We start from the raw sequence: 14,208 nt of genomic DNA on the forward strand, positions 1-14,208 counted from the left end.
GATAATATGTACCAGATATTAGATTTCTCATCAAATACCAATCTCAATCAAGAAGAAAATAAAATAAAATTACTGAATGATCTTAATACAGTCTACTCCAAAACAAGAAATATTTCAAAAGAAAATAGCGCTATAGACACCAATGAAAACTATGGTCTTGTATTAAAAGAGATGCTTATAGAATACAAAACACCTGATTTAAATATTATACTTAATGGTTTCGACACAATTAACTGGAGAGTGCTTGAAAAAAACAAAAAAATAATCCTTTACAGGGTTCTTCAGGAGCTATTTGGAAACATGAAAAAACACAGTCAAGCCACATTAGTCATCTTAACTTTAAAAAAAACCAAAAAAAAATTGATTGTAATTTATAATGATAATGGCGTTGGAACCACTAATAGATCAATAATTCTAAAAAAAGGATTACAAAATGTGGAAAACCGTATTAAAACTATAAATGGAAATATTATTTTTGACTCAAATTCTACAACAGGTTTTAAATTAAGTTTCAATTTCCCCAAATAAACAAAATAATATGTTCAAAAAAATTTTAGTTGCCGAAGATTTAGACAGTATCAGCATTGCCGTAATTCAAGCGCTTGAAGAACTAAACGTTCCTGTAATTGACCATGTCAAATATTGTGACGACGGATTAAATAAAGTAAAAAAAGCTATTATGGATAATGAACCATACGATTTATTAATCACTGATTTATCTTTTAAAAAGGATCATCGTAAAACTATTCTAAACGGTGGCGAAGAGTTAATCGAAGCGGTTAATGAAGTTCAGCCTAAAATAAAAAAGATAGTATTTTCTATAGAAGACAAATCTTATCGTATAAAATCTCTTTTTTATGATTTAGGCATTAGTGCCTATGTTTCTAAAGGGCGTAATAGTATCGTCGAATTAAAAAAAGCGATTGAAGGAACTTTTAGAAATGAAGAAAAAATACTTTCTTCTGATTTGTCTTTTAATTTCAACGAAAAATCATTGTTTGAAATTGAATCGTACGACATTTCAATCTTAAAACTTCTGTCGCAAGGCTATATTTTAGATAACATATCAAATGAATTTAAAGCAACTTCGATCACTCCAAACGGGACCAGCAGTATCGAAAAACGCATTAATAAACTAAAGATTTACTTTAAGGCAAATAACAATGTACATCTAATTGCTATTGCCAAAGATTTTGGTCTGATTTAATTTTTAATTGGTTTTACGGTTTCCCGTAAGGAAATGTTTTTAAATAAATCTACTTTTGTCTGTAATCTATTAGTCAACTAATGAAAATCAAATACAAAAATAGCTCTAAAAGAAATTTTCTACAGGTTTTTGTTTCGAAGATTAATACAACTAAAAACAAGATCATAATGAAAACAATGTTACTTTGTCTTTTTCTATCCTTAAGTTTTGCTTTCGTTTCTGAAAAAACAGGATGGCTGGAAGTAGATTGGAAAATTATTTTTATTCCGGCTCTGCTTGTTTTGCAAATCATTATAATTGGTACTGCTCTAAAAAACAGGTATAAAAAGCATTAATCTTAAATTTATTGATGCTTAAATTTCAATGAGAATCTTTTTTAAGACAGATTCTCATTGAAACTAGAAACAGAATTCGACTAAACGATAATCGAATTTTGAAATGCCTATATTTGAATTTTTAAATACAGCATGAAATACTTATTAAGTCTTACTTTCTTCCTTTTTTCTGTTCTCACGTACTCACAAACTAAAATTCTATCCTGGAATATTGAGAACTTAGGAAAATCAAAATCCGAATCAGAACTGAATTTCATTGCAAATACTGTTCTTGCTTATGATATTATCGCAATTCAGGAAGTTGTTGCCGGATATGGCGGTTCACAGGCTGTTGCAAAACTTGCTGCAATTTTAAACAATAAGGGCTCAAAATGGGACTATACCATAAGCAACCCAACAAGCGGAAACAGCTATAAAACAGAACGATACGCTTATCTCTGGAAAACAAGCAAGGTAAAACTGAAAGGTAACGCCTGGCTGGAAAAAAAATACCATTCAGAAATTGATCGTGAGCCTTATCTGGGCACTTTTGAAATCAATAAAAAGAGCATTACATTAGTCAATTTTCATGCTATCACTAAAAAGAAGCAACCTGAGACGGAGATCAAATATTTTAAATTTCTGCCTGAACAATATTCCAACTTAAATTTGGTCTTTGTTGGTGATTTTAACTGCCCGCAATCTCACTCTGTATTTACTCCATTAAAAAAAATGGGATACCATTCTACTTTACAGAATCAAAAGACTACTTTAAAGCAACAATGCAAAGAGACTGTTTGCCTGGCATCAGAATTTGATAATATTTTTTATCACAAAAAGTCAGTAAACTATATAAATTCCGGTATTGTTTCGTTCTATAAAAACTTTAATTCACTTCAGGAAGCCCGAAAAATATCCGATCATATTCCAATCTGGATTGAATTTTCACTGAACTAGATTATGTTTTCAGCTTTTTCTTTCTTGCTGCAGGAAACAAAACATTATTTAAAATGAGACGGTACCCCGGAGAGTTTGGGTGTAAATCTAAAACGGTAGGCGGATCTCCAACCTGATGCTGAAAATCTTCAGGATCATGTCCTCCAAAAAAAGTAAACATCCCTTTTCCTTTCTCGCCATGAATGTATCTTGATTCTCCATTCAATTCGCAAGTCCCCATTATCAGGACATTTGATTTTATCAAATCGGTATCAAATGAGGTCGTCTGGCCCATAAATCCTTTTACTAATTGTGTATGATTCTGGCACAACATACTAGGAATTGGATCCCATTTTGCGGAAAACTCCATTAAAGAAAAATAATCTTTCTCCATAGGAATTCTGCGTTTTGAGGTCATGTCAATATCTGAGAATTCATAAACTTCCGGTTTTCGTTCCAAAGTAAAATTTTTAAAGGCAAACGAATTTCCATAATTCAATTTTGACTGATAATTGGACTCACTGGCATCTCCGTCAAACATGGCTTCGCAGATATCAACTCCATCTGCCGAAAGTGCAATATCAAAACTATCCGTTGCAGAACACATCGCAAACATAAATCCACCACCGATTACAAAATCTCTGATCTTTTTTGCAACTGCTCCTTTTTCCTGAGATACTTTAGGATACCCTAATTTTACAGCCAGAGCCTCAGCGTCTTTTTTTTGTTCAATGTACCAGGGTGTATTTTTATACGCAGAGTAAAATTTACCGTATTGTCCGGTAAAGTCTTCATGGTGCAAATGCAGCCAATCGTAAAGAAGCAGCTGATCACTTAAAACCTCTTCATCATAAATTGGTGTAAAAGGAATTTCAGCATAAGTTAAAACTAAAGTTACGGCGTCGTCCCAGGGTTGTTTCCCTTTTGGTGTATAAACCGCAATTTTAGGTGCTTTTTCTAAAATAACAGATTCCATATTTTGGGATGGACTTGAAATATCATTTAATATCGAAGCCTCCTCAGTATCTGAAAGAATTTCAAAACTTACTCCTCTTATTTTACATTCTTTACGGATTTCATCGGCATCCGGGAGTAAAAATGAACCTCCGCGATAATTTAACAACCAACTTGCTTTATAGTCTCTACTTAAACACCAATAGGTAATTCCGTAGGCTTTAAGATGATTCTGCTGTGTGGTTTCGTCCATCGGAAGTAGGATAAACGAGGCTTTTGCCGTGAATGAAAGTAGCAATATGAAAATATAAACTAAGCACTTCTTCATTAGAAAATTATTTTAGTAAAGATATAAAGGAACCTTCAAAAAACACAACAGTTGTTTCGCTTTTATAAGTAGACAAATGTTAAAAAAACACCTGAAAATAATTAAATACACGGCCAAAATCACGTAGAAACACCTATTTTGTAAAAGCACATTATTCTTACATTTGCTCTCCCCCGGGCGTAAATTTAATCAATGAAAAAGACAAAGGCATGAAGCTTAATGATAGCAACCAAGAACCTAAGGGATTAAGTATGATACAAAAAATAGGAATAGTTATACTCGTGCTAATTATAATTTTATACTACGTACTCTCCATTCAATATTTAGCAAGCTTAGATTTACAGCGTTAAAACAGCAATTTCATTCTGAATCGCATATACTACTAAACCAGCTATATTTTTGGATTCTGTTTTAAGCAATAAGTTGTTACGGTGCCCTTCTACAGTTCTGGGACTTAAGTAAAGATGATCTGCAATTTCTGAAGTTGTTTTTTGCTGGCAAATAAGCTGAAGTATTTCTATTTCCCGTTGTGAAAGAAAACCGGTTTCCAGATTTCCTTTTGAAGTTTTACTGGAGATAATAGTTTCCTGAATGGTTTGCAGTACACTCTCATTGTAATAGAAACCTTTTTTTGCTACTTGATTGATGGTATGAATTAAATCTTTTGGAGTTGTATTTTTTATCAGATAAGCTACAGCTCCCACCTGAATCATATTGGCAATAAATGATTTTGTATCATAGCTGGTTAGCGCAATAATTTTAATTTCGGGAAATGATTTCCGAATAATTTTTGTAGCCTCGACACCATTTAAAATGGGCATTTTCAAATCCATGATAATAATATCAGGCTTGATCACGCTGTTGTCTAAATTTAACAGAAGTTCTTCTCCGTTTGATGCTTCAAAAATAATATCGATATTATCTTCTCTTTGCAATAAAAAAGAAATCCCTTTACGGAACAAAACTTCGTCATCTACTAAAGCAATTTTAATAGCGGCACTCATTTGATTTTTTGTTTTTGGTCTTTTGGTACACCGAAATTACAAAATATGAAGCAGAAAAAAGTACTACAACCACAATATATTAGGTAAAAACCTATTTTATTGCCCTTTTTTAACCTAAAAAGTAAAAACTACGCTAATACCTTTACCAATTTCCGAATGAATTTCGATTATTCCTTTCAAAAACGAAATACGGCTATCTATATTTTTCATACCCAATCCCTTCTGATTTTCGGCATTTTCGCTGTCAAAACCAATTCCATTATCTTTATAATAACAAGTCTGAATCTCATTTTCTACTTTAAAATCAATCCAAATTTCGGTAGCTTTACCATGGCGTAAAGAATTGTTCATTAATTCCTGCAGAATTCGAAAAATATGTAAATGTCGGTCATTATGATTCGAGTCAAAATCAATTCCATTATGATAATGCACTTTTACCGCCTTAGAACTTTCAAATTCGTCACAAAGTTCCCGGACTCCGGCATTCAGACCAAACTTTTCAAAAACCGGGGGTAATAAATTATGGGCAATTTTTCTGGAATTCTCTAATGCTTTAGCCGTTAGACTAATAATTGTATCCGTAATTTCATTTGTCTCAGCTTCCGTTAAATTTGGGGAGGATAGTAAATGTGAATTTAATGAAACTATATTGAGCTTAGAACTGATGTCATCATGCAAATCCTGAGCGATTCTTTTTCGCTCTTCTTCCTGAGTAACAATAACTGCATGCAATTGTTCCTTTCGATACTGAATTTCCAAATCTCTTTTCTCTACTTCCTTCTGAATAATTTTCTTTCTCGAAAAATAAAAGAAGGCCACTAAGAAAAATGCCACAACCATAAAAAAACATGATGTGTACAAGATGATGGCAACTATCTCTTTTTCGTAAACCGGGCTTCCACTCATATCATATCTGATTATTAATTTTATTTTTTGGATTAAAACTTACTTTCCATTCGTATAAGATAAATAGATAATACAACAGTACGAAAAAAGCATTTAGTCTCCATGTAAAATATTTTAAATCATCGCTTAATCCGAGGGTAAGATTACCCACTAAAAAAAGGACCGTACTTACCAGTAAATAAGAAGACAATCCCACTGTAAAATAATAGTACTTCCTGTCATCGGTCAGCATATTATAAAAATGCAATAAAGCATATACAACACTTAGCAAGGAAGTCGCCGTAATGGCAAACAAATTAAATTTAAAAAATTGTTCTGTATTAATCAAACACTGGACGGCCAAAACGAACAACATTAAAGTCAGACTCCAGTCTACAAATGCTTTTTGTCTTTTTTGTCCTAAAATTGATTTGTAAAACAATCCTAATAAAACCATTTGACCAATAAAATAGATGTTTACAAAAAATAAATTTTCAATCTGAAAACGGTATAACAGCTCCATCGTGAATTGAATAACACATAAAAACACGACATAAACTGTAAAAAAAACATTAGCTTTTTCCCGTAGGAAAAAGCTATATGTATATAAAATCAGGTTAAGTAAGAGTACCAAATAACCTGAATATATTAGAAAATTATCCATCAACTATTGATTCATTGGACTATTCGGGTCGGTGTACGGAGGACAAGGACGAGAAGCATCGTAAAGTACATCTTCACCATCTCCGGCAGTTCTTGCTCCCGCTGCGGCTAGCTGTTTTTTGAAAACATCTACATAAACACCTGTTTTTGGATCTAGTTTTGTACCCACAAGCATTAAGTTTTGCTCTCCGGCATTATTAATCCCTACATAAGCACGCACGGCGTCAATGTCCTGGTCTAATACCAACTTGATACTCTCTAACGGAATCAGATAAGCATCTACTTTCTCTTTACCTTCTTTGGACTTTCGAAATTTCCGAGCCCATTCCTGACCAACAGCCAAACTGACTTCAACTGATCCTAATTTTTTTTCTTCTGACATAATTTAAATTTGTTTTTGGGTTAAAGTTTAATTCATTAATCGCTTTACGCAATTGTTTAGCTAAACTACAGAATTTTCTAGGAAAAGTATTAATATAAAAGCATAAAAAAAGCCTCAAAATGAGGCTAAATTGTTTTATTAAAACGGAACATCGTTGTCGTCATCGTCGTCATTTAAATTACTGCCGAAAGCTTCATTGGCCGAAGGCAGGCTTTTAGTTATAAAAGAATTATCGTCATGATTCATTTTTGATGGCAAATCGTCATAACTACCTGAAAAATCATCAAGATTATCAAACTTTCCAAGATGTCCTAAGAATTTCAATCGAATGTTTTCGATCCCCCCGTTACGGTGTTTGGCGATCATAATCTCTGCCTGACCTGCAGTTGGTGATGCTTCATCGTCATCCCACTCTTCAATTTTGTAGTATTCCGGTCGGTATAAAAACGAAACGATATCGGCATCCTGCTCGATAGCTCCAGATTCACGAAGATCCGAAAGCAACGGACGTTTACTGGATCCACGCGTTTCAACGGCACGCGATAACTGCGAAAGTGCAATTACCGGAACGTTTAGCTCTTTTGCCAGGGCTTTTAAGTTTCGGGAAATAGTAGAAATCTCCTGTTCACGATTTCCACCTCCTTTATTATTTCCTCCGGCAGTCATCAGCTGCAAATAATCAATAATAATAATTTTAATTCCGTGCTGTGAAGCCAAACGACGGCATTTTGCTCTCAAGTCAAAAATAGAAAGCGAAGGTGTATCATCAATAAACAAAGGTGCTTTTTCCAGATCTTTTACTTTGGTACTCAACATTTCCCATTCGTGGGGTTCTAATTTACCGGTACGAAGTTTTTCTGATGACAATCCAGTTTCTGACGAAATTAACCTTGTAATCAACTGAACGGATGCCATCTCCAGAGAGAACAAAGCCACCCCATGCCCGTACTGAATGGCTATATTTCTCGCCATTGAAAGTACAAAGGCCGTTTTTCCCATCGCAGGTCTCGCCGCGATAATAATTAAATCACTAGGCTGCCATCCTGAAGTCAATTTGTCCAAATTATGAAAACCGGTTTCCACACCACTCAATCCTTCCTTTTTCGCAATCTCTTCAATTTTCTTTTTAGCCTGAAGTACCAAACTCTGAGCCGTTTCAGAACTACGTTTGATATTTCCTTGTGTTACTTCATAAAGTTTAGATTCGGCCTGATCCAGCAAATCAAACACGTCTGCTGTTTCATCATAAGAGGCTTCAATAATTTCGGACGAAATTCGAATCAAACTTCTTTGAATGAATTTTTGAAGGATAATACGAGAGTGGAATTCGATATGCGCAGAAGAAGCAATTTTTTGAGTAAGCTGAATTAAATAAAAATCTCCTCCGGCTAACTCTAATTTTCCATTCTTCTTTAATTGTGCCGAAACCGTCAGCAAATCGATTGGCTGTGTTTCGGTAAAAAGCTGAACGATCGCTTCAAAAATAAATTTATGTCCCTCTTTATAAAAAGCATCAGCCTGTAAAATATCAATTACATCATCAACCCCCTTTTTATCAATCATCATCGCACCAAGAACAGCCTCCTCCAATTCAAGCACTTGCGGCGGAAGTTTTCCTTTTTCTAAATTAATAATTGTGGTTTTATCTACCTTTACAGGATTTACATTCTTGAAATTTTCCATATAGCGAAAGTAGCAAAATTTAAAAAAAAATTGCTATTGAGTTATAACTATTAATTGTTTATAAATATGTTTTTTTGTTCATAACCAAAAAAAAATCCGAAACTGTAAGGCTTCGGATTTTAATTCATTTTGTAAGAATTTACTCTTTATACTCCCCCATCTTACTGTACTTGTCCATTCTTTGGGCAATCAGATCATGTGTTGATAAGTCTTTCAATTCATTATATCCTTTAGTGATGTACTCCGCTACTGTTTTGAAAGTGGTTTCGCGATCGTAGTGTGCTCCTCCTAATGGTTCCGGGATCACATCATCAACTAATTTTTGTTTTTTCATATCAGATGAAGTCAATTTTAAAGCGTCGGCAGCACGTTCTTTGTACTCCCAGCTTTTCCATAAAATTGAAGAACAAGATTCTGGAGAAATTACAGAATACCAGGTATTCTCTAACATATACACTTTATCTCCTACACCAATTCCTAATGCTCCTCCTGAAGCTCCTTCACCAACAATAATAGTGATAATAGGCACTTGCAAACGAACCATTTCAAAAATGTTTCTGGCGATGGCCTCTCCCTGCCCTCTTTCTTCAGCCTCAAGTCCCGGATATGCACCCGGAGTGTCTACTAAAGTTAAAACCGGGATTCCAAACTTCTCTGCCATTTTCATCAAACGCAAAGCTTTGCGGTATCCTTCAGGGTTTGCCATACCAAAATTACGGTACTGACGGGTTTTGGTATTGAAACCTTTTTGCTGACCTACGATCATAAACGACTGTCCGTTTATTTTTCCTAATCCACCCACCATCGCTTTATCATCTTTAAAACTTCTGTCTCCGTGAAGCTCTAAAAATGTATCTCCGCAAAGTGCTTTGATATAATCTAAAGTATAAGGTCTATTTGGATGTCTTGACAGCTGAACACGTTGCCAGGCTGTAAGGTTTTTGTATATTTCTTTCTTAGTTTGCTCTAATTTTTTGTTGATTTCCTTGCAGGTTGGTGTTACATCAACATCAGATTCTTTTCCAATTATGACACACTTTTCTAACTGTTCTTCAAGTTCTTTAATCGGAAGCTCAAAATCTAAATATTCCATGGATTTTTGAATTTTGTTTGTAAATCGAACCGCAAATATAAAAATATTAAACTGTTTATTTCTCTAATTTAATATTAAAGTATAAAAAAATAGATTTAAGATTTACTTCAAAATGCTCTTTTAGAACCTGTCATACTAGTCCTTAAATTGCTTCTTTCAATTTGCACTTTTTTCTGTGCTTGTAGTTTTTCAGATACTCCCCTTTTGGAGTACCATCGTCAAAAGAGCTAAATTTAAGTATCATTCTGATCTTTTTGCGAGCCGCTTCATTTGCAAAACCCTCATATTCTATACGATACAACGCCGAATACAACTGAGCTCTGCCAATACCATGATAACAATGGATCAAAACCGGATAGTTATTTTCATTATCCATTATCTTAAAAAAAGCATCCAGATTCTCCTGAGTAGGAATCTGATCGGATCCGTTATTAAAATAATTCACTCCTTTTATTTTCTCAATCGCATTTTTTTCAGCGGTTAGTTCTGAAGGAATTTCCGGATTGTTTTTTAAATCCTGCGTTCCCGGAAAACGCAAATCAATAACCGATCTAATATGGTATTTCTTAATATAACGTTCCAATTGATCAGGCGGAATTACACCGGATTTGTACACTTTATTCTTTGTTATGGTCTCAAAATTATGATTGACATGTACATCATAAACATATTTTACAATCCAAACTAGCGCAACTGCCACAACCAAAGAGGCAATAATTTTCTTTTTCATATTCATACTTCACTTTTTTTGTAGCGAAATTACTACAAAAAAAGCAATAAAAGTAAAAAAGAAACCACTTTCTTATTCGTAATATAATTTGTGATCCATTATTCGATCATAATAGTCCTGAATAAAAGCCTTACAATTTACATCGATCTCATTCATCTCCGCATTTCTACTGCCTATCAAATTTTTCTTTAAATCTTTATCATTCTTATCATAGAAACCTAAAACCTTTTGCCCATCAAAAGTACAGATGTAATTTCCTTTAGAAAACTGATAAATTGTACCGGTTGAATTGATCACAAACGGAGCTGAATCTTTTTTATCCAATAAACTTCTTCCCCAACTTCTAAAAGGTCTTCGATAACCTATCATATCCAGAATCGTAGGGTAAATATCAATTTGTTGGGCAAAATCAGTATCAACACCTACATATTTACTATTAGAATGGTATATAATAATTGGAACAGCATAATGATTTATTGCCTTTTGATATTCGTCGTAATAAACCTGATTACAATGATCGGCCACAAAAACAAATATGGTATTAGAAAACCAGGGAGCCTTTTTAGCCTCATCAAAAAATCTCTTCAGGGCATAATCTGTATATTCCACACATTTATGTATGGGTACGCCACCTTCATTAAATCTGTTTTTATACTTATCGGGAATAATATAAGGTTCATGAGAAGAAACCGTAAATACACTGGCAAAAAAAGGCGTTTGCTCCTTATTGAGGGTTTTCTCCATAAACTGCAAAAAGGGTTCATCCCAAATTCCCCAATAACCATCGAACTGAGAATCATCATTAAACTCCGTTCTTCCATAATAATGATCAATGCCCAGAATGTTCGCAAAACCCAAAAATCCCATCGAACCATTAGCAGCACCATGAAAGAAAGAAGTAGTATAGCCAATCCCTTTTAATGTAGAAACCAACGATTCAATCTTTTGTTTGGGATAAGGCGATGACGTAAACGCATCCTTAAAAGACGGAATTCCAGCCAAAACAGACGACATTCCATGTATCGACTGTCGTCCGTTTGCATAGGCATTTGTAAAAATCAAACTATGCTGAGACAAAGAATCCAAAAATGGCGCATGACTTTTGTAATTGCGAATCTTAGCTTCTTTGTTAAAAGCACCTATATATTCTCTTCCATAACTTTCCAGTATAAAAAGAACAATATTGGGTTTCGTAACCGGATTATTGGCGTACTGTTTTATAGGCTGCACTTTTTCAAGTATCACTTCTTCGTTTACATCCTTATAATCAGGTTTGGCAAAGCTGTTGGTAAATAATGTTCTGATAATTGCAAAAGGCGTATTAAGAACAATATCCGAATGCGCAATACGGGTTACATGATCACTGGCATCCAAAAGATTAATAGGTCTGGTTGATTTTTTAAAATCTCCTCCTCTGATACCGCCAATTACTAATAAAATAATAAGTAAAAAGGTAAGAATCGAAAATCCAAAATAATAAATCCTATTCAGATGAATCTGCATTTTAACCTTCACTTCGTTGTACAATCCTATCCAAAGTGTCGCAAAAACAAAAAACAAAAGAAAGACATACCAATAATCGATCATGAAACTAAAAGCTAATATCTTTTTATTCGTCTCATGTTCCAGAACATTCATTACCGCCATTGTAGTTCTGGCAAAAGTATACTTGTAATAAATGAAATCTACAAAATTGGTTGCATAGGCGGTTAAGTTCGTACCAAAATAAAGATAAAAAAGGATTTTTTGATATCCTTTACTGGTGTTTTTAACTAATGGAAGAATTGATAATACAATAAAAAGCAAATTGACATACAAAATAGCTGTTGTATCAAAAGCAAGCCCATAATAAGAAAGTCTCAGCAATTCGAGAACAGAATCAACTTTGAGCAAATTTTTATTGAACAAATAAAAGAGAATCCTCGCAAGGAAATAAAAAATATAAGCTAATGAAAGTCTGTAAAGAAGAACCTTTAACTCATTTAATCGGAAATTATCATACATTTTGCGCAACATTATTTTTCAAACAAAACGCAAATATAAGACAAATCTTACTTTTTAGCTTTTTTATTTTCTAAATAATGTTTTATCATACCATTCGCAATAACCGTAACTACAATTATCAGGGCGCCAATATAAAATTCGGTGCTCATTTTTTCTTTTTCTCCAAGAATAAAATAAGCCAGCATAATTCCGTAAACAGGCTCTAAATTAGTCGTTAACATCACGGTATAAGGCGTTAATTTCTGCATCACTTTCACTGAAGCAGTAAAGGCATAAGCGGTACAAACCGAAGCCAAAACAAGCAATAAAGCCCAGTTGTTTAGTGACATTCTAAAAAAATCGGCAGTGAATTTTCCCTGTACTAAAAAATAAATTGAAATAAAGAATACTCCGGCGGCAAACTCATAAAAAGTAATTACAGAAGGATGGTGTTCTGTTATCAATTTTCCATTCATTAAAGTAAATAAAACCCCCAGAATAATAGCAGCTAAGGCATAATACATTCCATGCAGATACTTTACCTCGACCTGCATAATCAATGCTAAACCGGCCATAATAATCAATCCGAAGAAAACTTCGTAGAATAAAATTTTTCTTCCGTAAAAAAGAGGTTCCAGTAACGACGCAAAAAATGCACCGAGTGAGAATATCGAAAGTGTTATAGAAACGTTGGAAACGTGTATCGCTCTAAAAAAGAAAATCCAGTGAAGCGCAATCAGTAATCCTACAAAAATCAGTTTCGCAAAGGAAGTCGCCGAGATTACAAATGATTGTTTTTTGTACACAATAAATGCTGCGAGAAAAACTCCCGCGAGAAGCATTCTGAACCAAACCAGATTTTCGGCATCAATAGTTATCAAAGCACCCAAAATGGCCGTGAAACCCCATATAAAAACAATTAAATGAAGATTTAAATAACTTTTTAAATTATCGTTTCGCATTACGTAATAAGTAAACTGCCAGGATTCCGAAAACAATATTCGGGAACCAAACAGCAAATAAAGGTGAGAAGGTAGATTTTTCGGCTAATGTTCCGAATATTTTATCAAAAAACACAAACGAAAAGGCAATTGCAATTCCGATCGCCAGATTCGTCCCCATACCTCCACGGCGCTTCATTGATGAAACCGCCACCGCGATAATAGTCAGAATAAAAGCAGAAACGGGTACACTGTATTTTTTGTACAATACAACTAAATAAGTATTAATATTCCCCGAACCTCTTTTACGTTCTTTTTCAATAAAATCGATCAGTTTTCCAAGCGGTAAGGTTTCTGCAATGTAAACTACGGGAGTTAAATCGGCTAGTTCAAACTTGAAAGCAACTCTTTTCTCAGGACTTTTTTCGATCTGATCGTTTAATTCTCCCAGAGTTCTTTTTGTATAATCATACAAAGCATAAGTCTTAGATTTAGGATCCCATTTGATACGGCTGGCCGTAATTTTATAGTTCAGCTTTTCATTTTCGAAATGTTCTAATGTAAAATTAAAGGCTGTTTTAGACTCTTCATTAAAGCTATTGACAAAAATAAAATCGTTGTCATTAATTTGTCGATATACATTGGTATTATTACCCAACATCTCTACTTTTCCGTTACCTTTTAAGTAAGTATACCTAAAATTATTAAAACCTTCACTGGCCGCAGGAACAATAAAAAATCCCAATAAAAGCACAAAAACCGAAACGATTGAAGCGCCAATAATATAAGGTCTTAAAAAACGTGAATATGAAATTCCGGAACTTAAGACAGCAATAATTTCTGTATTATTGGCCAGTTTTGAAGTAAACCAAATTACAGATAAAAACAAAAAGATCGGAAAGAGGGAGTTCGCAAAATAAACCGTAAAATTGTAATAATAAATCGCAATTGCAGTAAACGGAACTTTATTTTCCAACATCTTATTCACCTTTTCAGAAACGTCAATTACAATTCCAATTGGAATAAATAACAAGATCATCACCGAGAAAGTGGCTAAATATCTTTTTAAAATATACTTATCTATTATCGTTAACATAGCAAAGTT

The 14,208-nt window shown here is 33.8% G+C and carries 15 protein-coding genes; 4 read left to right on the forward strand and 11 right to left on the reverse strand.

Going from position 1 to position 14,208, the window contains the following annotated elements; genetic code table 11:
* Window positions 1-6 precede the first annotated feature (6 nt).
* The 4 genes from LNQ34_RS03300 (at window position 7) to LNQ34_RS03315 (ending at window position 2,478) form a co-directional block, all read left to right on the forward strand.
* Entirely contained in the window at window positions 7-528 is a 522-nt protein-coding gene (locus LNQ34_RS03300) for a sensor histidine kinase (protein WP_229998646.1), read from the forward strand.
* 10 nt (window positions 529-538) lie between these two features.
* Window positions 539-1,207 (forward strand): DNA-binding transcriptional response regulator, encoded by a 669-nt coding sequence (locus LNQ34_RS03305; RefSeq protein ID WP_229998647.1) that lies wholly within the window; start codon window positions 539-541, stop codon window positions 1,205-1,207.
* 80 nt (window positions 1,208-1,287) lie between these two features.
* Window positions 1,288-1,542: a hypothetical protein gene (locus tag LNQ34_RS03310; protein WP_346432358.1), complete on the forward strand. Its 255-nt coding sequence runs from the start codon at window positions 1,288-1,290 to the stop codon at window positions 1,540-1,542.
* A gap of 132 nt (window positions 1,543-1,674) precedes the next feature.
* Window positions 1,675-2,478 (forward strand): endonuclease/exonuclease/phosphatase family protein, encoded by an 804-nt coding sequence (locus tag LNQ34_RS03315; RefSeq protein WP_202704269.1) that lies wholly within the window; start codon window positions 1,675-1,677, stop codon window positions 2,476-2,478.
* Between the two features lies 1 nt (window position 2,479).
* Here LNQ34_RS03315 and LNQ34_RS03320 read toward each other — a convergent pair whose 3' ends face one another.
* The 11 genes from LNQ34_RS03320 to LNQ34_RS03370 all read right to left on the reverse strand — a co-directional run bounded on the left by LNQ34_RS03320 (window position 2,480) and on the right by LNQ34_RS03370 (window position 14,199).
* A complete protein-coding gene (locus LNQ34_RS03320; protein WP_229998648.1) occupies window positions 2,480-3,739 on the reverse strand; it encodes an asparagine synthetase B in 1,260 nt (419 codons plus the stop codon).
* 338 nt (window positions 3,740-4,077) lie between these two features.
* The gene (locus LNQ34_RS03325) at window positions 4,078-4,743 is read right to left on the reverse strand and encodes a response regulator transcription factor (protein ID WP_017498438.1); all 666 of its coding nucleotides are present in this window, start codon (window positions 4,741-4,743) and stop codon (window positions 4,078-4,080) included.
* 114 nt (window positions 4,744-4,857) lie between these two features.
* Entirely contained in the window at window positions 4,858-5,649 is a 792-nt protein-coding gene (locus LNQ34_RS03330; protein WP_229998649.1) for a sensor histidine kinase, read from the reverse strand.
* A 1-nt stretch (window position 5,650) separates the two neighbouring features.
* Entirely contained in the window at window positions 5,651-6,151 is a 501-nt protein-coding gene (locus LNQ34_RS03335; protein WP_202704266.1) for a hypothetical protein, read from the reverse strand.
* Window positions 6,152-6,295: 144 nt separating this feature from the next.
* Window positions 6,296-6,673 carry a hypothetical protein gene (locus LNQ34_RS03340; protein WP_202704265.1) on the reverse strand — a complete coding sequence of 126 codons (378 nt, stop codon included), beginning with the start codon at window positions 6,671-6,673 and terminating at the stop codon, window positions 6,296-6,298.
* Between the two features lie 138 nt (window positions 6,674-6,811).
* Entirely contained in the window at window positions 6,812-8,356 is a 1,545-nt protein-coding gene (gene dnaB / locus LNQ34_RS03345) for a replicative DNA helicase (RefSeq protein WP_202704264.1), read from the reverse strand.
* Window positions 8,357-8,495: 139 nt separating this feature from the next.
* The gene (locus LNQ34_RS03350; RefSeq protein WP_017498443.1) at window positions 8,496-9,449 is read right to left on the reverse strand and encodes an acetyl-CoA carboxylase carboxyltransferase subunit alpha; all 954 of its coding nucleotides are present in this window, start codon (window positions 9,447-9,449) and stop codon (window positions 8,496-8,498) included.
* Window positions 9,450-9,591: 142 nt separating this feature from the next.
* The gene (locus tag LNQ34_RS03355) at window positions 9,592-10,179 is read right to left on the reverse strand and encodes a dual specificity protein phosphatase family protein (RefSeq protein WP_229998650.1); all 588 of its coding nucleotides are present in this window, start codon (window positions 10,177-10,179) and stop codon (window positions 9,592-9,594) included.
* A gap of 72 nt (window positions 10,180-10,251) precedes the next feature.
* On the reverse strand, window positions 10,252-12,183 hold the full coding sequence (locus tag LNQ34_RS03360) for an LTA synthase family protein (protein WP_229998651.1): 1,932 nt from the start codon (window positions 12,181-12,183) through the stop codon (window positions 10,252-10,254).
* A 47-nt stretch (window positions 12,184-12,230) separates the two neighbouring features.
* Window positions 12,231-13,124, reverse strand: coding sequence for a DMT family transporter (locus LNQ34_RS03365; protein WP_229998652.1), 894 nt, complete (start codon window positions 13,122-13,124; stop codon window positions 12,231-12,233).
* Window positions 13,111-14,199: an LptF/LptG family permease gene (locus tag LNQ34_RS03370; protein ID WP_202703879.1), complete on the reverse strand. Its 1,089-nt coding sequence runs from the start codon at window positions 14,197-14,199 to the stop codon at window positions 13,111-13,113. Before LNQ34_RS03370 ends, LNQ34_RS03365 begins: the two co-directional genes overlap by 14 nt.
* Window positions 14,200-14,208 lie beyond the last annotated feature (9 nt).

It is taken from the genome of Flavobacterium lipolyticum, from assembly GCF_020905335.1.
GTDB lineage: Bacteria > Bacteroidota > Bacteroidia > Flavobacteriales > Flavobacteriaceae > Flavobacterium > Flavobacterium lipolyticum.

What these genes read in the sequence shown, in the direction of transcription:
- LNQ34_RS03300 (WP_229998646.1), top strand. Translation starts at nt 7, where the DNA reads ATGTACCAGATATTAGATTTCTCATCAAATACCAATCTCAATCAAGAA.
- LNQ34_RS03305 (WP_229998647.1), top strand. Translation starts at nt 539, where the DNA reads ATGTTCAAAAAAATTTTAGTTGCCGAAGATTTAGACAGTATCAGCATT.
- LNQ34_RS03310 (WP_346432358.1), top strand. Translation starts at nt 1,288, where the DNA reads ATGAAAATCAAATACAAAAATAGCTCTAAAAGAAATTTTCTACAGGTT.
- LNQ34_RS03315 (WP_202704269.1), top strand. Translation starts at nt 1,675, where the DNA reads ATGAAATACTTATTAAGTCTTACTTTCTTCCTTTTTTCTGTTCTCACG.
- LNQ34_RS03320 (WP_229998648.1), bottom strand. Translation starts at nt 3,739, where the DNA reads ATGAAGAAGTGCTTAGTTTATATTTTCATATTGCTACTTTCATTCACG.
- LNQ34_RS03325 (WP_017498438.1), bottom strand. Translation starts at nt 4,743, where the DNA reads ATGAGTGCCGCTATTAAAATTGCTTTAGTAGATGACGAAGTTTTGTTC.
- LNQ34_RS03330 (WP_229998649.1), bottom strand. Translation starts at nt 5,649, where the DNA reads ATGAGTGGAAGCCCGGTTTACGAAAAAGAGATAGTTGCCATCATCTTG.
- LNQ34_RS03335 (WP_202704266.1), bottom strand. Translation starts at nt 6,151, where the DNA reads ATGGAGCTGTTATACCGTTTTCAGATTGAAAATTTATTTTTTGTAAAC.
- LNQ34_RS03340 (WP_202704265.1), bottom strand. Translation starts at nt 6,673, where the DNA reads ATGTCAGAAGAAAAAAAATTAGGATCAGTTGAAGTCAGTTTGGCTGTT.
- dnaB (WP_202704264.1), bottom strand. Translation starts at nt 8,356, where the DNA reads ATGGAAAATTTCAAGAATGTAAATCCTGTAAAGGTAGATAAAACCACA.
- LNQ34_RS03350 (WP_017498443.1), bottom strand. Translation starts at nt 9,449, where the DNA reads ATGGAATATTTAGATTTTGAGCTTCCGATTAAAGAACTTGAAGAACAG.
- LNQ34_RS03355 (WP_229998650.1), bottom strand. Translation starts at nt 10,179, where the DNA reads ATGAAAAAGAAAATTATTGCCTCTTTGGTTGTGGCAGTTGCGCTAGTT.
- LNQ34_RS03360 (WP_229998651.1), bottom strand. Translation starts at nt 12,183, where the DNA reads ATGTATGATAATTTCCGATTAAATGAGTTAAAGGTTCTTCTTTACAGA.
- LNQ34_RS03365 (WP_229998652.1), bottom strand. Translation starts at nt 13,124, where the DNA reads ATGCGAAACGATAATTTAAAAAGTTATTTAAATCTTCATTTAATTGTT.
- LNQ34_RS03370 (WP_202703879.1), bottom strand. Translation starts at nt 14,199, where the DNA reads ATGTTAACGATAATAGATAAGTATATTTTAAAAAGATATTTAGCCACT.